This is a genomic window from Gordonia cholesterolivorans (assembly GCF_039531975.1).
In the GTDB taxonomy this organism is placed as follows: domain Bacteria; phylum Actinomycetota; class Actinomycetes; order Mycobacteriales; family Mycobacteriaceae; genus Gordonia; species Gordonia sihwensis.
In genome coordinates this window covers 157691-178190 of sequence record NZ_BAAARB010000006.1, presented here as the reverse complement: position 1 = coordinate 178190, position 20500 = coordinate 157691, and the positions used below count along the sequence as shown (strand labels likewise).

The window sequence follows — 20500 nt, the reverse complement described above, 5'->3', positions numbered from 1 at the left end:
AGCCCCCGCGCGATCCGACGCATCCTCAAACGCTACCTCGCCCGACGCATCTACCGGATCCTGAACCAGCCCGGAGCAGTCACCACCGCCGCTTGACAAACATAGAAGCGTCTCGCTCAACCAGCCTGGGGGAGCGTTCGACAGTCGCAGGCCTTCTCCAGGCCAGTTGAGCGAGCGAACTCCAGGCCAGTTGAGCGAGCGAAGCGAGTCGAAACAAGCGCTGCCCGCGGCGCAGACGACGAGGCCCCCGGAAGTAACCGGGGGCCTCGTCGGGGCTGCAGAGAAAGGTCTGCTTCTAGCGGGCGAACATCAGGGCGCGCTTGACTTCCTGGATCGCCTGCGTCACCTGGATGCCGCGGGGGCATGCGTCGGTGCAGTTGAAGGTGGTGCGGCAGCGCCACACACCGTCGACGTCGTTGAGGATGTCGAGACGCTCGGCGGCGCCCTCGTCACGGCTGTCGAAGATGAACCGGTGAGCGTTCACGATCGCGGCCGGTCCGAAGTACGATCCCTCGTTCCAGAACACCGGGCAGCTCGTGGTGCAGCACGCACACAGGATGCACTTGGTGGTGTCGTCGAACCGGGCGCGGTCGGCCTGGCTCTGGATCCGCTCGTACGTCGGCTCGTTGCCCGAGGTGATCAGGAACGGCTTGATGGCGCGGTACGCGTCGAAGAACGGCTCCATGTCGACCACGAGGTCCTTCTCCACCGGGAGGCCCTTGATGGGCTCGATGGTGATGGTGATCTCCTTGGACGAGTCCTTCGGCAGCAGATCCTTCATGAGGAGCTTGCAGGCCAGCCGGTTGACGCCGTTGATCCGCATCGCGTCCGAACCGCAGACGCCGTGGGCGCAGCTGCGGCGGAAGGTCAGCGAGCCGTCCAGGTAACCCTTGACGTACAGGAGCAGGTTGAGCAGGCGGTCGGTCGGCAGCGCCGGGACACGGAAGCTCTCGAAGCCCTGGGCGTCCGGGTTCTCCGGGTTGAACCGGTAGATCTTCAGCGTGACCATCGTCGCCTCGGCCGGAACCGGAGGCAGCGGGGGCTCATTGGTCGCCGGGGTGGATTCGAGTGTGGCAGTCATCAGTACTTACGCTCCATCGGCTCGTAGCGGGTCTGAACGACGGGCTTGTAGTCGAGCTCGATGTCGGCGAGCAGGCCGTCGCCCTTCTTGTACGCCATGGTGTGCACCAGGTAGTTCTCGTCGTCGCGCTTCGGGAAGTCCTCGCGGGCGTGACCGCCGCGCGACTCCTTGCGGTTGAGCGCACCGGCGACGGTGACCTCGGCCAGTTCGAGCAGGAAGCCCAGCTCGACGGCCTCGAGCAGATCGCTGTTGAAGCGCTTGCCCTTGTCGTGGACGCGGATGTGGTTGTACCGCTCCTTGAGTGCGCGGACATCGGCGAGCGCCTTGTTCAGGGTCTCGTCGGTGCGGAACACGGACGCGTTGTTGTCCATGGTCTGCTGCAGTTCGGTGCGGATGTCGGCCACGCGCTCGTTGCCGTGCTCGGACAGCAGGCCGGCGAGCCAGCCGTCGACCATCGCCGTCGGGTTCTCCACCTGCTCGGTGAAGTCGGTGGAGTTGGCGTACTCGGCAGCGGCGATTCCGGCGCGGCGACCGAAGACGTTGATGTCGAGGAGCGAGTTGGTGCCCAGGCGGTTCGCGCCGTGGACCGACACGCAGGCGCACTCGCCGGCGGCGAACAGACCGTGAACGATCTGCTCGTTGTTCGCGAGCACCTGGCCGCGGACGTTGGTCGGGATGCCGCCCATCACGTAGTGGCAGGTGGGGTACACCGGGACCAACTCGGTGACCGGGTCCACGCCCAGGTAGGTGCGCGAGAACTCGGTGATGTCCGGGAGCTTCTCGTTGAGCACGTCCTCGCCCAGGTGACGCACGTCGATGTAGACGTAGTCCTTGTTGGGTCCGGCGCCGCGGCCTTCGAGCACCTCGAGCACCATCGACCGGGCGACGATGTCACGCGGGGCGAGGTCCTTGATCGTGGGTGCGTACCGCTCCATGAAGCGTTCGCCGTCGGCGTTGCGGAGGATGCCGCCCTCGCCTCGGACCGCCTCGGAGATCAGGATGCCCAGACCGGCCAGACCCGTCGGATGGAACTGGTGGAACTCCATGTCCTCCAGCGGCAGGCCCTTGCGGAAGATGATGCCCATGCCGTCGCCGGTGAGCGTGTGCGCATTGGACGTGGTCTTGTACATGCGACCCGAACCGCCGGTGGCGAAGACGATCGACTTGGCGTGGAAGACGTGGATCTCGCCGGTGGCCAACTCGTACGCGACGACACCGTTGGCGACGGGCTCGCCGTTCTCGTCGGTCGTCATGTTGACGTCCAGAGCGTAGAACTCGTTGAAGAACTCGACGTCGTGCTTGACGCAGTTCTGGTACAGGGTCTGAAGGATCATGTGACCGGTGCGGTCCGCGGCGTAGCAGGCGCGGCGGACCGGCGCCTTGCCGTGGTCGCGGGTGTGACCGCCGAAGCGGCGCTGGTCGATGCGGCCCTCGGGGGTGCGGTTGAACGGCAGACCCATCTTCTCCAGGTCGAGCACCGCGTCGATGGCCTCCTTGGCCATGATCTCAGCGGCGTCCTGGTCGACGATGTAGTCGCCGCCCTTGACCGTGTCGAAGGTGTGCCACTCCCAGTTGTCCTCTTCGACGTTGGCCAGAGCGGCGCACATGCCGCCCTGTGCCGCGCCGGTGTGGGAGCGGGTGGGGTAGAGCTTGGTCAGGACTGCGGTGCGGGCCCGCGGTGCGGCCTCGATGGCAGCGCGCATACCGGCGCCGCCGGCGCCGACGATGACCACGTCATAGCGGTGTTCCTGCATGGGTTTCTAGTTCTCCTTAGCTGGCGCTGCCGAAGGTGAGGATCGCGTAGGTGCCCAGCACGAGGATCAGGATCATCGACAGGGCGAGCAAGGTGTTCAGCCAGAAGCGGGTGGAGTCCTTGCGCGAGTAGTCGGCGATCACCGTGCGGACGCCGTTGCCGCCGTGCAGCTGCGCGAGCCAGAGCATGAAAAGATCCCAGACCTGCCAGAACGGCGACTTCCAGCGGTCTGCGACGAACGACGCGTCGATGCGGTGCACGCCGCTGTCCCACATGAGCATGATGAACATGTGGCCGAACGTCAGGACGATGAGGGCCAGGCCCGAGAAACGCATGAACAGCCACGCGTTCTTCTCGAAGTTGCCGCGGCTGCGGATGCGCGGGGCACCCGGCGCGTCCAGGCTGGCGGGGCGGTCGTAGGCGGTGCCGAGGGTCTTTGCTTCAGTCATTGTTTCTCAGCTCCCTTAAAGCGCGTGCGTGATCAGGATCTGCAGCATGCGCACGGCAGCCGCGATGAACACGATCGCGAAGACGGTGAGGATGGCCCACAGCATCTGGCGCTGGTACTTGGCGCCCTTCGACCAGAAGTCGACGAGGATGACGCGCAGACCGTTGAGGGCGTGGTAGAGCACGCAGAAGACGAGACCGATCTCCATGAGGCCGATGATCGGCGTCTTGTAGGTGTCGATGATCTCGGTGTACGTGTTCTCGTTGACCCGGATGACGGCGGTGTCGAGCACGTGCACGAAGAGGAAGAAGAAGATGGACACGCCGGTGATGCGGTGCAACACCCACGACCACATGCCTGGGTCACCTCTGTAGAGAGAGCGCTTGCGCACCGGTGCCGGTGCAACCTCTGTGGGGGTGCTCATCGCGAAACTACGCCTCCGTTGTCGTGGACTTGGGGTGGGACCGCAAGCGCACGCGTAGGTCGCTGCAAGACCCAATGCTCCTGACTTTAAACCTAAGCTGAGTGTTGTCGTAAATTGCCGGAGCAATGTGACCAAGGTCCACCGATTTAATTAGGTGTGCCTTACCTACGGTGATTTGTGTGGAGAGGGGATCAATTGACTGCGGGAATCGACTTCGATTCATTGCGAAACGCGGCGTCGACGGCGATGACCAGGGCATACGCCCCCTACTCCGGCTTTGCGGTCGGTGCGGCGGGAATCACACTCAGCGGCCAGATCATCACCGGAAGCAATGTGGAGAATGTCTCATACGGCTTAGGGCTCTGCGCCGAGGTGTCGATGGTCGCGGCGGGCATTTCTCTCGGTCGTATGGACGCCGATCGCGCCTCGCGCGAACGACTGATAGCGGTGAGCGTCTGTGACGCGCGCGGCAGCGTGCTGACCCCGTGCGGCCGCTGCCGACAGGTGCTCCTGGAGTTCGGCGGCGAGGAGCTTCTCGTCGACTCGGCCGGGGGGCCTCGGCCGCTGCGGGAACTGCTGCCGGACGCCTTCGGCCCGGGCCACCTGGAGGCGATCCGGTGACCGCATCGCTCGAGCCGGTCGACGCGATCCTGGCCAAGAAGGACGGCCGCGAACTGACCGGTGAGCAGATCCGCGGGATGATCGCCGGATTCACCGCGGGCGACGTGGCTCCGGAGCAGATGTCGGCGCTGCTGATGGCGATCGTCCTGCGCGGGATGACCCGTCGCGAGATCGGAGACTGGACCGCCGCGATGATCGACTCCGGCATCACGATGGACTTCTCGGACCTGCGGCGCGGCGGCCGGCGGGTGCCGACCGTCGACAAGCACTCCACCGGCGGCGTGGGCGACAAGATCACGCTGCCGCTCACGCCGCTGGTCGCGTCGTACGGAGTCGCGGTGCCGCAGTTGTCCGGCCGCGGGCTCGGTCACACCGGCGGCACCCTCGACAAGCTCGAGTGCATACCGGGATGGCGGGCCGAGGTGTCCGTGGACGCGATGCGCAGTCAACTGGGCAGGGTCGGTGCGGTGATCTGCGCGGCGACCGCCGACCTCGCGCCCGCCGACCGCAAGCTGTACGCACTGCGCGACGTGACCGGGACCGTCGCGTCGATCCCGCTGATCGCCAGCAGCATCATGAGCAAGAAGATTGCGGAGGGCACGCAGTCGCTGGTGCTCGACGTCAAGGTGGGCTCCGGCGCGTTCATGAAGGACATGGCCGACGCGCGGGAGCTCGCCGAGACGATGGTGGCGCTCGGTGCGGACGCGGGCGTGCGTACCAGCGCCCTCCTGACCGACATGGCGACGCCGCTGGGCCGCACCGCGGGCAACGCCGTCGAAGTCGCCGAGTCCCTGGAAGTGCTGGCCGGCGGCGGTCCCGCGGACGTGGTGGAACTGACGGCGGCGCTGGCGTCGGAGATGCTCGACGCCTCCGGGATGCACGACGTGGATCCGCTCCGCAACCTGGCGAACGGCAAGGCGATGGACACCTGGCGCTCGATGATCGAGGCGCAGGGCGGAGATCCGGATGCCCCGTTGCCCGCGCCGCGCTGCACCCACGAGGTGATCGCCGACCGCGACGGCCGATTGGCGAGGCTCGACGCGCTGGCCGTGGGGCAGGCGGCCTGGCTGCTCGGTGCCGGGCGCAGCAGGCCCGGTCAGGCCGTGTCGGCGACCGCCGGCGTCGTGTGGCACGCCGCCATCGGCGACCAGGTGCGCCGCGGGCAGCCGCTGCTCACCCTTCACACCGACGACGAGACACGCATCGAGGGTGCGCTGGCCGCCCTCGACGGCGGGGTCGATGTGCGCGTCGAGCCCGTGTCCCGGCCCGCTTCACGCATTCTCGACCGGGTCCCGGCCGCCGGGTGAATCGACGAGCGGCGACTGGCTTTCGGCGCTACGTTGGATCGCATGGTCGACAAGCGGATTCGCATCGGATACCAGATTCCCAACTTCACCTACCCCGACCCGCTCGAGCCGGAGAACGCCGGACCGGTCGCGGACATCTTCCCGACCGTTGCGGCGCAGGCGCGGGAGGCCGAGCGCTCCGGCTTCGACACCGTCTTCGTGATGGATCACTTCTACCAACTGCCGGGACTGGGCGCGCCGAGCGAGCCGATGCTGGAGGCGTACACCACGCTCGGTGCGCTGTCGGGTGCGACATCCGAGATCAAGCTGTCGGCGCTCGTCACGGGCAACACATATCGCAATCCGGCGATGCTGGCCAAGACCGTCACCACCCTCGACGTGGTCAGCGGCGGCCGGGCGGTGTGCGCGATCGGCGCGGGTTGGTTCCAGCTCGAGCACGATCAGATGGGTTTTGAATTCGGGACCTTCACCGATCGGTTCGAGCGGCTGTCGGAATCGCTCGAGATCCTCTCGCCGATGCTGCGCGGCGGGCGGCCGGAGCTGACCGGCAAGTGGTACTCGGCGCACGACACGCTCAACCAGCCTCGGTTGCGCGACGACCTGCCGATCATGCTCGGCGGCGGCGGGGAGAAGAAGACCTTCGGTCTGGCCGCGCGCTACGCCGACCACCTCAACGTCATCTGCAACGCCTCCGAACTGCCGCGCAAGATGGACGCGCTCGCGGCACGGTGCGAGGAGGCCGGACGCGATCGCGACACCCTGGAGACCAGCTTCCTGAGCTTCGTGATCATGGACGCGGACGGCGACCGTGCCCGGAGCCTGGCGCACGACTACCTCCGCAAGACTGGCGTGGACCCGGAAGTGATCGACGACGAGACCTACTCGCGCGCCACCGACCGGATGTTCATCGGTACTCCGGACGACGTCGCCGACCAGTTGCAGCGGCGGGTACTCGACCAGGGGATCGACGGGCTGGTGATCAACATGGTCCCGAACGGGCATCTGCCCGGGAAGGTGGCTGAGGCCGGGGCGATGCTGACGGCGCTGCTGAACTGAGCGGTCGCGCTCATCGCGCGCGGCCGCCGGATCGGCGCTACCGTCGAGGCCATGGTCACTTCCGCCACGATCACCGTCGAAGAATGCCGGTTGGCGCCGAAGGTGCTGCTGCACGATCACCTGGACGGGGGACTGCGCCCGGCCACCGTCGTCGACCTCGCTCGCAGGGGCGGCTACGACCGCTTGCCCGCCGATGACGCCGACGAGCTGGCGGAGTGGTTCGCCACCGCCGCTGACAGCGGATCGCTGGAGCGCTACCTGGAGACGTTCGCGCACACCGTCGCCGTGATGCAGACCGCCGACGCCCTCGAGCGGGTGGCCCGCGAATGCGTGGAGGATCTGCACGCCGACGGTGTGGTGTACGCCGAAGTGCGGTTCGCTCCCGAGCTCCATCTGGAGCAGGGACTGTCCCTCGACGAAGTGGTGGAGGCGGTGCTGCGCGGCTTCGCGGCGGGGGAGGCCGCGGCGTCGTCGGGAGGAGGCCGGCCGATCATCGTCCGATGCCTCGTGACGGCGATGCGGCACGCGGCGCGTTCTCGCGAGATCGCCGAACTCGCGGTCCGCTTCCGTGGCCGCGGTGTGGTCGGGTTCGACATCGCGGGCGCCGAGGCCGGGAATCCGCCGAGCCGACATCTCGACGCCTTCGAGTACCTGCGCGGCGAGTGCTCGCACTTCACCATCCACGCCGGCGAGGCGTTCGGGCTACCGTCGATCCACGAGGCGGTCGCGTTCTGCGGCACCGACCGGCTCGGCCACGGGGTGCGGGTGATGGACGACGTGGTGCTCCCGCCCGGCTCCCGGCCGACCGACTCATCCTTCGACGGCGCGAAGCTGGGCCAAGTCGCCGACTACGTCCGCGACAAGCGGATTCCGCTGGAACTGTGCCCGAGCAGCAATGTGCAGACCGGTGCCGTCGCGTCGCTGACGGATCACCCTTTCAACATCCTCGCGAAACTGCGGTTCCGGGTGACGGTGAACACCGACAACCGCCTCATGAGCAACACGTCCATGAGCCGTGAGTTCATGGTCCTGCATCGTCAGTTCGGCTACGGGTGGGCCGATTTCGAGCGGTTCACCGTCAACGCGATGAAGTCGGCGTTCCTCCCGTTCGACCAGCGTCTGCGCCTGATCGACGACGTGATCAAGCCCGGGTTCGAGGTGCTGATGGGCTGAGCGGGGTGGAGTGGGGTGGGTTTCGACTCGCTTCGCTCGCTCAACTGGCCTATTAGGAGGGGAGGCTCGCTCAACTGGCCTAGGAGGCTAGGAGGGAGGCTCGCTCAACTGGCCTAGGAGGGAGGCTCGCTCAACTGGCCTATTAGGAGGGGAGGCTCGCTCAACTGGCCAAGGAGGGCGCAGAGGCGTGCTCGCGTAACTGGCCGTGGGGCGGGGCGGCGGCTAACCCCGCCGTACCAGGCGGTCCTCGAAGTCGTGGACCAGCGCGCGCCACACCTCGGCCTCGTTGTCGAACGGGCCCGACGGGGCGAGCCGCTTCGGGTCGGGATTGATGGCGTAGTCGACGAACCAGCCGAGCGGCGTGGTGGTGGCGAGCGCCTCGTTGACCGTGTCGATGCCCGCGTAGTCGGCGGCGTCGGTGAGCAGTTCGACGGCCAGATCGAGCTGGCGGCTGTCGATCCGGCGCGGGCCGTCCAGGATGTCCTCGTCGATGCCCTGGAGCGCGTAGACGTTCTCGGGGAGGACGTCGTACTCGATCTCGTTGGTGTCGGCGGCGGCCTGCACCTCATTGAAGGTCGACAGCTTCGCCAGATCGTGGTCGTCGTTGTCGGCCAGGAAGCGAGTGAGCGCCCGCTGCGATCCGAAACCGTAGATGGTGCCCTTACGGCCCAGGAACACTGGATCGTCGCCGAGGTAGCAGCGCAGGGTCAGGAACTCGCCGGCGTCGGTGTAGATGCGGATGGGATCGATCCCGACGCCGGCCCAGAAATCGTCCTCGTCGATCTCGTCTTCCTCGTCGTCGTCCTGCTCGTCATCGTCGTCGGCGTCGTCGAGGACCACTTCTTCGGCATCGAAGTCGGGCTCGTCCTCGTCCTCGGCGGAGGCCGCCGCGGCCAACTCGTCCTCGGCGATCGTCACCGCGTCGGCGTCGACCTTCGGCACGGTGATGACCGCATCGAGAGCGTCGATCACATCGTCCCAGTGCTTGGCGATGAGACGCCCGATGCGGACCCAGAGGTCGACGCCGTCGCGGCCCTCGAAGTTGTTGGTGCCGACCGTGACGGCGCCCAGGATCGGGTTGCCCGTGAAGAACTTGGTGACCGGGGCCAGTTCGCAGACCTCGCCGATGATGCGGACGATCTCCAGCGCGTCCTCGAGCTCGCCGAGGACCTCCGGTCGCGGGTCCTCGGCGGCCAGCTCGGGGACGCCGATGAGGTCGTAGCTGTGCCGGTCGTCGGGGACCAGCTCGGCCGCCTGCACCTTCTTGATCGTCTCCCACGCGGGGTGATCGACGAGGTCGTTGTCGTCGTCTGTGCGCACGAAGGCGACGAGTTCGGCGACGCCGGGCAACGCGTACAGGTCGTCTTCCAGACCCAGGAACGCTTCCCACTCGTCATCGCCCTCGCGCCACCGCGGAGCCCACAGTGTGAAGAGGTTGCCTTCGGTCAGTCCGAGTTCGATGGGAACGATGTCACCGGCCATGGTCACTGAGCCTAATCAAGAACTCGTTCGCGTGCTGCACGGGGCCGGTCGACGTCGTGAATTCGGGTCAGTGGCCGGTCATGGCTGGACCGTTCTCGTCCGTCATCGCACCCGGCGGAGTCATCATCTCGCTGGTGGCCGGCGGCGCCATCGTCGGCGACATGGGTGCCATCTGCGAGGACATCGGCGGTGACATGGGCGTCTGGGACATCGGCGGGGACATCGGGGTCTGAGACATGGGTGCGGGGGACATCTGCGAGGACATGGTCGACGGGGTGGTCGGAGTCTTGTCGTTGTCGTCGCCGCACGCCGAGAGCACTGCGACCAGGGCGGCGGCGCCCGCGAGCGTGACCACGGCGGTGCGACGGGTGGAGGTGGAGATCATCGGAGTTCGTTTCGTCGACGGGGTGGCCGGCTCGGCCGCCCTCGCTGATGATTCGTCGCCGAGACGGCCGAGTATTGGTTTCGATCGAAATCGGCAGTGACACCAATCCGTGACGCATCGGGTGTCGAATGGTTGGTGTGGACCACACGAATCAGTCTGTCGTGACCGGCACGGTGTCGTTCGACGACCTCCTCGAAGCGGTCGGCGAAGGCGACCGCGACGCCTTCGACGTGCTCTTCGACGAACTCGGCCCGCGCACGTTGGCGCTGGCTCGACGCGTGGTCGGCAGCAGCGCCCGCGGCGAGGAGGTGCTGCAGGACGCGTGGCTGCAGGTATGGCGCACCGCAGGCGCCTACGACCGCGGCCGCGGCAGCGCGCGGGCCTGGATCACCACGCTCGTCCACCGCCGCGCCGTCGACACCGTGCGCCACGACGTGGCCGAACACCGGCGTGACGAGCGGTTCGAGGCCGCGCGCGTCCCGGACTTCGACTCGGTCAGCGACGACGTGGTGGCGCGTGACGAACGGATCCGGGTGCGGGCCTGCCTGGACACGCTGACCGTCAAACAGCGCGAGGCGATCGATCGCGCCTACTTCGGCGGACTGCCGTACTCGGAGGTCGCGGCGGCCCTCGCGCTGAGTCCGGCCACGGTCAAGACACGTATCCGTGACGGGCTGCAACGGCTCCGGACCTGCATGGGAGGACGGTGACCATGAGCGTTCCACGATCTGGAAGCACCCGCGACCACCCGCGTGATCTGCTGCCCCTGCACGCGCTCGACGCGCTCGACGAACTCGACAGGCGCCGGGTGGAGGCGCATCTGCAGACGTGCCCCGAATGTGCGGCCGCATGGGCCGCCTGGCAGGAGACCGCGGCAGATCTGAGTACCGACGCGGACCCGGTACCGCCGCCGGTGCGGGCCGCGCTCATGCGCGCCGTGGACGGTGAGGCGTCCGCCGCGCCGTCCGCCGGCCGCTCGCGCCGCTCGCGCCGCTGGGTGCGCGCGGCGGCAGCGGCGTGCATCGCGGTCGCGGCCGCGGGCGGCGTCGTCACCTGGCGGGTCGTCGCCGACCACCGGCCGTCGGCGACGTCGACCTCGGGGACCTCGATGGACGACGTGCTCGCCGCACCCGACATGGAGAAGGCCACCGGTGCCGTCGGCGACGGCACGGTCAAGGCGATGTACGCACCGTCGCAGCGCGCCACCGTGGTGAGTGTTGAGAACCTGCCGCCGACCGACCACCGGACCGGATACCAGGTGTGGATCACCGTCGACGGGCGGAAGAAGTCGGCGGGCATGGTGCACGGTGCCGACACGTCGAGCGTCATCATGACCGACATGAGCCGGCCGGCCGACGTCTCGCTGTCGGTGGAGCCGATGACCGGTTCGCCGCAGCCGACCTCACCGATGGTGGTCCAGTTCCCGATTCCCTGAGATCTGTCCCGCGATCCAATCCCCGCCGCGCTCGGCGTCGAATCAATCGTGAACAGACCGGTCGAGAGGAATGGATCCGCGATGCTGACGATGATTCTGGTGGGGTTGGCCGGAGGTCTGGTGACCGGGGTGTCGCCGTGCGTGCTGCCGATGATTCCGATCATCTTCGTGACCGGCGGCGCTCAGACCGGGACTCGCGAGACGTCGGCGTCACCGGGCCGGGCGATCGCGATCATCGGCGGAATCGTGGTCAGCTTCAGTCTCATCACGCTGCTCGGGACTCTGGTGCTCGCCGCGCTGGGACTGCCGAGCGGACTGCTGCGATGGACCGGCATCGTCCTGCTGGTGTTGATCGGACTGGGCATGCTGATCCCGTCGGTGGCGCATGTGCTGGAGCGTCCGTTCGCGCGACTGCCCGGGTGGACGCCGAAGGGCCGAGGCGGGCGGGCCGCGCCCTTCCTTCTGGGCCTGGGACTGGGCGCCCTGTACGTGCCGTGCGCCGGCCCGGTGCTCGCCGCGATCTCGGTGGCCGGCGCGACCGGCGACATCGGGTGGCGCACCGTGGTCCTGACCGTCTCGTTCGCCGTCGGCGCGGCACTGCCGCTGGCCGTGTTCGCGGTCGCGGGGGCGTCGCTGGCGAAGCGGCTGGCCGCGTACCGGCGGCGGCAGCGCACCTTCCGCGCGGTGGGAGGGGTGATCCTCATCGGGCTGGCGGTGGCACTCGTCTTCGACGCCCCGGCCCGGCTGCAGGCGGCGATTCCCTCGTACACCGCCTCGGTCGACCGTGCGCTGTCGCAGTCGGACGCGGTCAACCGCGCCCTCGGACGGCAGACGGGCGGTGCCGCGGCGTGCACGGGCGGCGACGGGCTCGCCGACTGCGGCAGTGCGGCCGACTTCACCGGAGGCGGTCGCTGGTTCAACACGCCCGGCGGCGCCCCGCTGACGGTGGCCGGGCTCCGGGGCAAGGTGGTCCTCGTCGACTTCTGGACCTACTCGTGCATCAACTGCCTGCGCGACGGCCCGCACGTGCGCCAGTGGTGGGACGCGTACCGGACGTCGGGACTGGAGATCGTCGGAGTCCACACGCCGGAGTTCGCGTTCGAGAAGGACTCGGGCAATGTGGCCGCCGCGATCGGCGACGAACACATCGGCTATCCGGTGGTGCAGGACAACGACTACGCGATCTGGAACGCCTACGGCAACCGCTACTGGCCGGCGAAGTACCTGATCGACGCGCACGGCACCGTGCGTGCCGTCTCCTACGGTGAGGGCGGCTACGAGGAGATGGAACAGCGAATCCGCACTCTGCTCCACGAGGCCTCGCCCGAGCGTGCGCTGCCGGCACCGGTCAGCGGCGCCACCGTGAGTGCCGGCGACCTCGGCGGCGGACCGGCCTCCGGACCGATCTCGCCGGAGATGTACGTGTCGGCGTCGCGCTCGGAGGGCTCCTACGCGGGCGGTGCGCTGACTGTGGGACGCCGCACCTTCTCATTCGGCGCCGACTCGAAGCCCAGCACATACGCGCTAGCGGGCGAGTTCGACGTGACCGACGAATCGGTGCGCGCGGTCGACGCCGCCCGTATCCGCCTCGACAGCACCGCCTCATCGGTCAACGCGGTTCTCGGCGGCACCGGCCGCGCGGTCGTGCACACACCCGGAGCCCCGGACCGGACGATCGACGTCTCGGGCCCGCCGCGGCTGTACAACCTCGCCGACGACGGTTACCGCCACCGTGACACGACGATTGATCTGAGCGACGGACTCGAGGTGTACAGCTTCACCTTCGGCTGAATCCGGACCGACGGCCGCCCGCCTCGACCGTCATCGGGGCCGGTAGAAGCCCTCGAAGGTCTGGTCGGCGTTGGAGGTGCGCAACGGCGTCACTCCGACCGGATCGCCGCCGGTCTCCACGAGCTGGCCGTTGCCGATGTACATGGCGACGTGCCCGGACCAGACGGCGAGGTCTCCCGGCTGCAGGTCGTCCTGTGACACGGCGAACCCCGCGGTGTCCTGGTCCTGGGCGAGCCGAGGCAGCTCCACTCCCGCCTGCCGGTAGGCCCACTGGGTGAAGCCGCTGCAGTCGAAGCCGTCGGTGGTGGTTCCGCCCCAGACGTACGGGGTGCCCTGGACGCTGAGCGCAGCGCGGACCGCGGTCGCGGCGCGCTCGTTCTCGGCGTACGACACGGAGCCGTCGGGGAGGGTGATCGGGATCCGTCCGCCGCCCGACGACGGAGCACCGGCCGACGGGGCACCGGAGACGGCCCGCGCCGTGCTCGGATCGGCCGCCGCCTGCCCCTCCAGGGCGGAGGCGTCGCGCGAGAGGTCGACCTGCGCTCGCTGCACCACGTGGACCCCGCGCGCCAGATGGCTCAGCGCGAGCGGGACCAGCGCGGCCAGCCCTGCGGGCGAGGCGATCGCCGGGACCGTCGCGGCAGTCGCGACGAACGATTCGACGAGAGCATTCAGTTCGGTGTTCGCCTCCTTCACCCGCCCGGCCGCGTGCTCGATGATGGACGTGATGTCGCTGCCGGCGGTGCCGATCGAGTCGTCGACGGCCGCCAGACGGCGTGATGCGGTCCCCGCGCGGTCGCCGCCCGCGCCGCGCCAGCCCGCTGCGGTGGCGGCGACACTCCGGTCCGACAGTGTCGAGGCCTCGGCCAGTGCGGACCCGGTGTCGGAGTAGACCGCCGTCGCCCCGGGCGGGAGCACTCCGGTGCCGAGTGTCGCCACCAGCGCTTTGAGCGGCGCGATCAAGAGTTCGGCACTCATGCCGGCACCCCGGCGACGGCGTCGGCGTTGGTGCCGTCGCAACACTGGTACGCGGTGCGGGCGGTGCTCGCGCAGTCGGCGGCCGACGCGTGGCGCGAGGCGAGAGCGTCGAGTCGGTCGGCCCGCGCCGCGCCCAGCCGTTCGAGCGCGGCCAGGAACTCGACGCCGATCAGCCCGAAAGTCGGTACCAGCGTGCTCGTGCCGGATCGCTCGGCTGCCGTGCGCGCACGGACGGCCTCTGCCGCTCCCGACTGGTTGGCGGCGACGGCGTGGACCGCGGCCGGATCGACGATGACCGGTGTGCCGGATTGGACGTTCATACCTAATTGGACGCACCCGGCCGCCGAACGGTTCCGCCGCCGTCGGCCACGGCGTGTCACCGACTGCCCGACATTACGATGAGCGCATGACCGACTCCCCCTCGTCAGGCCTGCGCGTCCGCATCGTCGATCACCCGCTGACCCGCGCGTGGCTGTCGGTTCTGCGCGACGAGGCCACCGACAACGCGGCCTTCCGGAACGCGCTCGCCCGACTGGCCCAGATGCTGGTCTACGAGGCCTTCGCTGATGCTCCGGAACGGCCGTTGCAGGTGCGGACTCCCGTCGGGGAGGCGTCGTGCAGCAGGCTCGCGTCCACGCCGCTGTTCGTTCCGGTCCTGCGCGCCGGTCTCGGCATGCTCGACGCCGCGCTCGCAGCGGTGCCCGAGGCCGGGATCGGTCTGGTCGGCGTGGCCCGCGACGAGACCACGGCCATGCCCACCGAGTACCTCGCATCGCTGCCGCAGGACCTCACCGGGCGTCCGGTGTGCGTGCTGGACCCGATGCTGGCGACCGGCGGCTCGCTGGTGCACACGCTGGATCTGCTCGTCGCCCGCGGCGCCACCGATCTCACGGCGATCTGCGTGGTCGGGGCACCGGAGGGGCTCGACGCGCTGCGCGCGTGGGGCGGATCGCTGCGCCTGGTGATAGGCGCGGTCGACGAACGGCTCAACGAGGCCAAGTTCATCGTTCCCGGGCTCGGCGACGCGGGCGACCGCCAGTTCGGTCCGCGCTGAGCCCCCCGGATCATCCCCGGGTCGCCGGGGGCAGTCGCCGCGGCCCCGGCCCCTGTTCGCCCAGGACATCCCCCGGATTGACGTACGGACACTCGGTGAGCGACAGGCAGCCGCAGCCGATGCAGTCGGCCAGATCGTCTCGCAGGGCCACCAGACCGGCGATGCGGCGGTCGAGGTCGGCCCGCCAGTCCTGAGCCAGCCGTGCCCAGTCCTGCCTGGTCGGCGGCTTGTCATGCGGGAGTGCGTCCAGTGCGGCCTTGATGCGGGCGAGCGGAATGCCGAGTGTCTGCGAGGCGCGGATGAAGGCGACCAGCCGCAGCGTGTCCCTGCGGTACTCCCGCCTGTTCCCGGCGGTGCGGCGGCTGGTGATGAGCCCGATCTGCTCGTAGTAGTGCAGCGTCGAGACGGCGACCCCCGCACGGTCTGCGACCTGTCCCGGTTTGAGCCACGCTCCGCGCGGCGAGCTCTCGGCCATCGGCCCTTTCCTTGACATCAAGTGCACTTGATGAAGTGCACTGTAAGTCATGAGCACCGAACGGGGCGATCTGCGATGAGCATGGAATCGGTCGCATGGGACGTCATGTACAAGTCGATGCACGCCGCCGACGCGAAATCGGCGCGGGCTGACCGGCGGGCGACACTGCGCCGGATCAGCGGTTTCGCGCGCCCGCACCGGCGGCGCATCATCACCTTCCTCCTGCTGTCGGTGGTGACCGCGGTACTCACCGTCGTCACGCCGCTCCTGGCCGGCCGGGTGGTCAACCTCATCGGATCCGGAGGCTCGGCCGCCGGCCGGGAGATCGTGATGCTGGCGCTGTTGATCGCGGCGATCGCCGTCGCCGAGGCTGCGGCCTCGATCGGCACGCGGTGGCTGTCGTCGAACATCGGTGAGGGGCTGATCCTGGACCTGCGCCGAGCCGTGTTCGACCACGTTCAGCAGATGCCGGTCGCGTTCTTCACCCGAACCCGGACGGGTGCGCTCGTGAGCCGGCTCAACAACGACGTGATCGGCGCGCAGCGCGCCTTCAGTGACACCCTCTCGGGGGTGGTGTCGAATGTGGTGACCCTGCTGCTGACCCTGGGCGTGATGGTCGCGATCAGCTGGCAGATCACCGTGCTCGCCCTCATCCTGCTCCCGGTGTTCGTGGTGCCGGCGCGACGCATGGGCAGCCGGATGGCGGGGCTCGCGCGGGAGAGCGCGGATCACAACGCGCGGATGTCGACGCAGATGACCGAGCGCTTCTCCGCTCCCGGCGCCACGCTCGTGAAGCTCTTCGGGCACCCGGAGATCGAATCGAAGGAGTTCGGCGACCGCGCCGACGCCGTTCGCGACATCGGAGTCCGCCAGGCGATGCTGCAGAGTTACTTCTACACCGCGCTGATGCTCGTCTCGGCACTCGCTCTGGCTCTGGTCTACGGTCTCGGCGGTTGGCTGGCGGTGCATCAGCATCTGTCCGCCGGAGCGGTGGTCTCACTGGCTCTGCTGCTCACCCGCATGTATGCGCCGCTGACCGCGCTGGCCAATGCGCGCGTGGAGGTGATGAGCGCGCTCGTCAGTTTCGAGCGAGTCTTCGAGGTGCTCGATCTGCGGCCGCTGATCGTGGACCGCCCCGGGGCCGAGACGGTACCCGACGCCGCGGACGGCGTCACGGTCCGGTTCGAGAACGTGTCATTCGGGTACCCGTCCGCGGACAAGGTGTCCCTGGCCTCGCTGGAGGAGGTGGCGCAACTGGACTCCCGCACCGGCGGCACGGTCCTGCACGAGGTCGACTTCGAGGTCCCCGCCGGCTCGATGGTCGCTCTCGTCGGGAGTTCGGGCGCGGGCAAGTCGACCGTCGCGTCGCTGGCCACCCGGCTCTACGACGTCGATGAGGGCGGCATCTCGCTCAACGGTGTGGACCTCCGCGACCTGCGGTCGGATGCGATCCACCGCACCGTCGGCCTGGTCACGCAGGACGGGCACCTCTTCCACGACACCGTCGGCGCCAATCTGCGGCTGGCCCGGCCGGACGCCTCCGACGACGAACTCTGGGAGGCGTTGGCGCGGGCGCGTCTGGACGATCTGGTCCGCTCGCTGCCCAACGGTTTGGACACGGTGGTCGGCGAACGCGGCTACCGCCTCTCGGGCGGCGAACGCCAGCGGCTGACCATCGCGCGGCTGCTGCTCGCCCGACCGTCGGTGGTGATCCTCGACGAGGCCACCGCGCACCTGGACTCGACGTCGGAGGCCGCCGTCTCGGCGGCCCTCGCGGAGGCGCTGACGGGGCGGACGTCGCTGGTCATCGCTCACCGGCTCTCCACGGTCCGGGCGGCCGACGAGATCATCGTGTTCGAATCAGGCCGGGTGGTCGAGCGCGGCGACCACCGATCGCTGCTGGAACGCGGCGGCCGCTACGCCGAGCTCTACCGGACGCAGTTCGCGACCGGTCCGACTCCGAGCACCACGACCGCGAGCGGAGGAGCGGGCCGCTAATCCACCCAACTGGAGACCATCGGCTCCACGGTGAGCGTCGAGCCGTTCTCCCGGATCGTCAGCGAGCTGGGGGAGACCACGTAGTCGACGCTGCCGTTGGTCGCGACGAAGGTGTCGCCGCTGCGGGTCGGATACCCCACCTCGACCGTGTCACCGTCGGCCTCGCCCTTGTAGTAGTAGCGGCCGGTCTGTGTGCCCACCTGGCAGATGACGACGCGAGAGCGCTCGGTGTATCCGACGAACACCGCGTCGTCCTCTGAGGCGTTGCAGCGCGGCCCGGACAGGAAGCCCTGGCGGTCGGCGCCGGGGACGGTGACCGGACCTGAGCCCGGCGCGGTGGTCGGGATCGTCGGCGCGGTGGTGGTGGGCTGCGCGGTGACGGTGGGCGGCGTCGGAGTGCCGGTCGCGGTATGAGTGACGGGCGTCGGTGGACTCGACGACGAGACCGGGGCCGCGGTGTCCGACTTCCTCCCCTGCGAGTACAGGACGGCGGCGGCGATCCCGCCGATCAGCAGCACCACGCCGGCGATGATCGCGACCAGCACCGCCGGCGACGACCAGGGCGACTGGTTGCGGGGTGGCTGAGGACCGGTCGGGGGCCCGCCCTGCGAATACCCCGGATCCGGATACTGCGGATAGCTCATCGTCGGATCTCCTCCCCGCGACGACCGGCCGGAAGCTCGGCCAGGACGTCGTCCAACAGCTGCGACAGCTCGTGGTGCACGGTGCTGACGCTACCGTCCGCGACCGGCGCGCTCAGCTGTCCGTAGTACTTGAGTTTCGGTTCGGTTCCGCTCGGACGGGCGAAGACGCGCAGAGCGACGCCGTCCGGCCGCCGACCGGTCAGCTCCACGCCGTCGGTTCGCAGGCCGTCGGTGCGTTCGGCGTAGTCGGCGGCCGTCACCGGGATGCCGGCGAGCGCCGCCGGCGGCGCGGTGCGCAGACCGGCCATGATCGCAGCGATCTCGGACGGATCGTCGAGCCGGAGCGACCGCGGTGCCGTCACGTGCACGCCGTTCTCAGCGTGCAGCGCGCCGAGTGCCGCGGCCAGCCCGCCGCGCCCGATCCAGGACGACGCGAGGAAGGCGGCGGCCACCGCCGCGCTGATTCCGTCCTTATCGCGGACGGCAGCCGGGTCGACGCAGTGCCCGAGCGCCTCCTCGTAGGCGTAGACGAGCGGTTCGCCCGCCCGAACGAGCCATTTGAACCCGGTGAGGGTGCGGCGGGCGTCGGCGCCGCGACGCAGCGCCGCGGCGTGCAGCAGCGTGCCGGAGACGATCGAGCTGGCGACCACCGGGCGGTCGCCGTGCGGCACCGCCGACTCGGCGACGGCGTCGAGGACCCAGGTGCCCAGCAGCGCCCCCGTCTCGTCGCCGGTGAGCATGCGCCAGCGGTCGCCGTCGCGGATGCCGACCGCGCCGCGATCGGCGTCCGGGTCGAGCGCGACCGCGAGATCGGCGTCCACGTCGTCGGCCAGTGCCAGCAGCAGGTCGGTGGCGCCGGGTTCCTCGGGGTTCGGGAAAGCGACCGTGGGGAAGTCCGGATCGGGAGCGAACTGCTCGCCGACCACGTGCACGTCGGAGAATCCGCAGCGGGCGAGCGCCTCCACCGCGAGGTCGCCGCCGACGCCGTGCAACGGTGTCAACGCGATCCGCAGGGGCCGCGCAATCGCCCCCTCGAAGCGTGCGCAGATCCGCGCCAGGTAGTCGGCGCGCGCGGCGCGGGCTCGTCGGTCCGGAGCCACCGGTCTCCGGGGAATCGTCTCCGCCGGTCCGGTCGCGGCGATCGCGGCCTCGATCTCCCGATCGGCGGGGCCCACCAACTGGGCGCCCGGGCACGGCGGATCGCCCAGGTACACCTTGTAGCCGTTGTCACGCGGCGGATTGTGTGAGGCGGTGATCATCACGCCGGCGGCGGCGCCGTGCACGCGGGTCGCGAAGGCCGTCACCGGCGTCGGCGCCGGGCCGGGCAGCGCGATCACGTCGAATCCCCTCGCGGCCAGGACCTCGCGCGTCGCCGCGGCGAACTCCTCCGAGCCGTGGCGGGCGTCGCGGCCCACGACGACGGGCGCTCCGGCGTGTCCGCGCGCGATCAGCCAGTCGGCCAGGCCCGCCGTCGCGCGGGTCACCGTGGCGACGTTCATCCCGTCGGGCCCGGGCGCCACGGGGCCCCGCAGACCGGCGGTTCCGAAGGTCAGCATCGGCTCACCGTTCGGCGAGCGCGCCGATGACCGCGCCGAGCAGCCGGCCCATCCGCTCGGCCGACTCGCGGCCCACGGCCAGGACCTCCGCGTGGTCGAGCGGCTCCCCGGTGATTCCCGCCGCGAGATTGGTGACCAGCGACAGTCCGAGGACGTCGAGGCCGGCCGCCCGGGCCGCGATCGTCTCGTGCACGGTGGACATCCCCACCAGGTCGGCCCCCATCACGCCGAGCATGCGGATCTCGGCGGGCGTCTCGTACTGGGGACCGGGCAGTCCCGCGTATACGCCTTCGGCCAGTTCGGGGTCGACGCGGCGGGCCGCCGCACGCAGCGCCGGGCTGTAGGCGTCGACCATGTTCACGAAGTGCGCGCCCTCCAACGGGGACCGGCCGGTGAGGTTGATCTGGTCGGCGATGAGCACGGGTCGGCCCACCTCGAGTCCGGGACGGATGCCGCCCGCCGCGTTCGTCAGGACGACGGTGTGCGCGCCGGCGGCGGCCGCGGTCCGTACCGGGTGCACCACGCGCGCCAGGGCATGGCCCTCGTAGGCGTGGATCCGGCCGAGCAGGACGAGCACGCGGGTTTCGCCGAGCTGAATCGATTCGACGGTGCCCGCGTGTCCCCGCGCGGACGGGGTCCCGAAGCCGGGGATGTCAGCCATCGGCAGTCGCGCGACCGGCGTGCCGAGCGCCGCCGCAGCCGGTGCCCACCCGGATCCCAGGACGACGGCCACGTCGTGGCGGGGACAGTCGGTAGCGGTGGCGATGACGGCGGCCGCGGCGGCTGCCGCGGCGTCATGATCGACGGTTGGATCCATGAGGCAACCGTAGTGTCTCACC

22 protein-coding genes are annotated in these 20500 nt (G+C 69.5%); 11 read left to right on the top strand and 11 right to left on the bottom strand.

The features are described from left to right. Positions 1-295: 295 nt before the first annotated feature. The 4 genes from ABFX36_RS08160 to sdhC are packed head-to-tail and all read right to left on the bottom strand — an operon-like array spanning position 296 to position 3706. Positions 296-1081, bottom strand: coding sequence for a succinate dehydrogenase iron-sulfur subunit (locus tag ABFX36_RS08160; RefSeq protein WP_006897240.1), 786 nt, complete (start codon positions 1079-1081; stop codon positions 296-298). Then, the gene (gene sdhA, locus ABFX36_RS08155; RefSeq protein WP_006897241.1) at positions 1081-2835 is read right to left on the bottom strand and encodes a succinate dehydrogenase flavoprotein subunit; all 1755 of its coding nucleotides are present in this window, start codon (positions 2833-2835) and stop codon (positions 1081-1083) included. Before sdhA ends, ABFX36_RS08160 begins: the two co-directional genes overlap by 1 nt. Before the next feature lie 16 nt (positions 2836-2851). Beyond that, the gene (locus ABFX36_RS08150; protein WP_006897242.1) at positions 2852-3283 is read right to left on the bottom strand and encodes a succinate dehydrogenase hydrophobic membrane anchor subunit; all 432 of its coding nucleotides are present in this window, start codon (positions 3281-3283) and stop codon (positions 2852-2854) included. 15 nt (positions 3284-3298) lie between these two features. After that, positions 3299-3706 carry a succinate dehydrogenase, cytochrome b556 subunit gene (gene sdhC / locus ABFX36_RS08145; RefSeq protein WP_006897243.1) on the bottom strand — a complete coding sequence of 136 codons (408 nt, stop codon included), beginning with the start codon at positions 3704-3706 and terminating at the stop codon, positions 3299-3301. Positions 3707-3901: 195 nt separating this feature from the next. On the opposite strand from sdhC, the gene ABFX36_RS08140 reads away from it, so the two are divergent. Genes ABFX36_RS08140 through ABFX36_RS08125 form a run of 4 tightly spaced genes read left to right on the top strand, consistent with a single transcriptional unit; the run spans position 3902 to position 7863 of the window. Continuing rightward, positions 3902-4327, top strand: coding sequence for a cytidine deaminase (locus ABFX36_RS08140; protein WP_062367169.1), 426 nt, complete (start codon positions 3902-3904; stop codon positions 4325-4327). Next, positions 4324-5634 (top strand): thymidine phosphorylase, encoded by a 1311-nt coding sequence (locus ABFX36_RS08135; RefSeq protein ID WP_006897245.1) that lies wholly within the window; start codon positions 4324-4326, stop codon positions 5632-5634. Before ABFX36_RS08140 ends, ABFX36_RS08135 begins: the two co-directional genes overlap by 4 nt. A 42-nt stretch (positions 5635-5676) precedes the next feature. After that, positions 5677-6690: an LLM class F420-dependent oxidoreductase gene (locus ABFX36_RS08130; protein ID WP_346075839.1), complete on the top strand. Its 1014-nt coding sequence runs from the start codon at positions 5677-5679 to the stop codon at positions 6688-6690. A 51-nt stretch (positions 6691-6741) separates the two neighbouring features. Beyond that, a complete protein-coding gene (locus ABFX36_RS08125) occupies positions 6742-7863 on the top strand; it encodes an adenosine deaminase (RefSeq protein WP_346075837.1) in 1122 nt (373 codons plus the stop codon). A 222-nt stretch (positions 7864-8085) separates the two neighbouring features. Here the strand turns inward: ABFX36_RS08125 and ABFX36_RS08120 are convergent, their stop codons facing one another. Then, a complete protein-coding gene (locus ABFX36_RS08120; protein WP_346075835.1) occupies positions 8086-9345 on the bottom strand; it encodes a primosomal protein in 1260 nt (419 codons plus the stop codon). Positions 9346-9425: 80 nt separating this feature from the next. Here ABFX36_RS08120 and ABFX36_RS08115 point away from each other — a divergent pair, with 80 nt between their 5' ends. The 5 genes from ABFX36_RS08115 to ABFX36_RS08095 all read left to right on the top strand — a co-directional run bounded on the left by ABFX36_RS08115 (position 9426) and on the right by ABFX36_RS08095 (position 12956). After that, positions 9426-9578 (top strand): hypothetical protein, encoded by a 153-nt coding sequence (locus tag ABFX36_RS08115; protein WP_156479425.1) that lies wholly within the window; start codon positions 9426-9428, stop codon positions 9576-9578. A 3-nt stretch (positions 9579-9581) separates the two neighbouring features. Beyond that, positions 9582-9830, top strand: coding sequence for a hypothetical protein (locus tag ABFX36_RS08110; RefSeq protein ID WP_062367073.1), 249 nt, complete (start codon positions 9582-9584; stop codon positions 9828-9830). Between the two features lie 61 nt (positions 9831-9891). Then, positions 9892-10440: a sigma-70 family RNA polymerase sigma factor gene (locus ABFX36_RS08105; RefSeq protein WP_346075832.1), complete on the top strand. Its 549-nt coding sequence runs from the start codon at positions 9892-9894 to the stop codon at positions 10438-10440. 2 nt (positions 10441-10442) lie between these two features. Beyond that, positions 10443-11165, top strand: a complete 723-nt coding sequence (locus tag ABFX36_RS08100; protein ID WP_346075830.1) for an anti-sigma factor — start codon at positions 10443-10445, stop codon at positions 11163-11165. A gap of 81 nt (positions 11166-11246) precedes the next feature. Further along, positions 11247-12956 carry a cytochrome c biogenesis protein DipZ gene (locus tag ABFX36_RS08095; protein WP_346075828.1) on the top strand — a complete coding sequence of 570 codons (1710 nt, stop codon included), beginning with the start codon at positions 11247-11249 and terminating at the stop codon, positions 12954-12956. Positions 12957-12986: 30 nt separating this feature from the next. On the opposite strand, the gene ABFX36_RS08090 is transcribed toward ABFX36_RS08095, so the two are convergent. Beyond that, a complete protein-coding gene (locus tag ABFX36_RS08090) occupies positions 12987-13934 on the bottom strand; it encodes a C40 family peptidase (RefSeq protein WP_006896531.1) in 948 nt (315 codons plus the stop codon). Then, entirely contained in the window at positions 13931-14254 is a 324-nt protein-coding gene (locus ABFX36_RS08085; protein WP_006896530.1) for a type VII secretion target, read from the bottom strand. Before ABFX36_RS08085 ends, ABFX36_RS08090 begins: the two co-directional genes overlap by 4 nt. An 86-nt stretch (positions 14255-14340) precedes the next feature. Between ABFX36_RS08085 and upp the strand changes: the two genes are divergently transcribed. Then, complete coding sequence (upp, locus tag ABFX36_RS08080; RefSeq protein ID WP_346075825.1) at positions 14341-14988, top strand: uracil phosphoribosyltransferase; 648 nt, start codon at positions 14341-14343, stop codon at positions 14986-14988. 10 nt (positions 14989-14998) lie between these two features. Here upp and soxR read toward each other — a convergent pair whose 3' ends face one another. Further along, positions 14999-15463, bottom strand: coding sequence for a redox-sensitive transcriptional activator SoxR (gene soxR, locus ABFX36_RS08075; RefSeq protein WP_278126731.1), 465 nt, complete (start codon positions 15461-15463; stop codon positions 14999-15001). 75 nt (positions 15464-15538) lie between these two features. Here soxR and ABFX36_RS08070 point away from each other — a divergent pair, with 75 nt between their 5' ends. Next, on the top strand, positions 15539-17461 hold the full coding sequence (locus ABFX36_RS08070) for an ABC transporter ATP-binding protein (RefSeq protein ID WP_346075823.1): 1923 nt from the start codon (positions 15539-15541) through the stop codon (positions 17459-17461). Here the strand turns inward: ABFX36_RS08070 and ABFX36_RS08065 are convergent. Genes ABFX36_RS08065 through ABFX36_RS08055 form a run of 3 tightly spaced genes read right to left on the bottom strand, consistent with a single transcriptional unit; the run spans position 17458 to position 20478 of the window. Beyond that, complete coding sequence (locus ABFX36_RS08065) at positions 17458-18105, bottom strand: hypothetical protein (RefSeq protein WP_346075821.1); 648 nt, start codon at positions 18103-18105, stop codon at positions 17458-17460. The genes ABFX36_RS08070 and ABFX36_RS08065 overlap by 4 nt on opposite strands. Beyond that, positions 18102-19661, bottom strand: a complete 1560-nt coding sequence (locus ABFX36_RS08060) for a phospho-sugar mutase (RefSeq protein WP_346075819.1) — start codon at positions 19659-19661, stop codon at positions 18102-18104. The genes ABFX36_RS08065 and ABFX36_RS08060 overlap by 4 nt, the downstream gene beginning before the upstream one ends. Before the next feature lie 4 nt (positions 19662-19665). Next, positions 19666-20478, bottom strand: a complete 813-nt coding sequence (locus tag ABFX36_RS08055) for a purine-nucleoside phosphorylase (RefSeq protein WP_062367053.1) — start codon at positions 20476-20478, stop codon at positions 19666-19668. Positions 20479-20500: the final 22 nt, after the last annotated feature.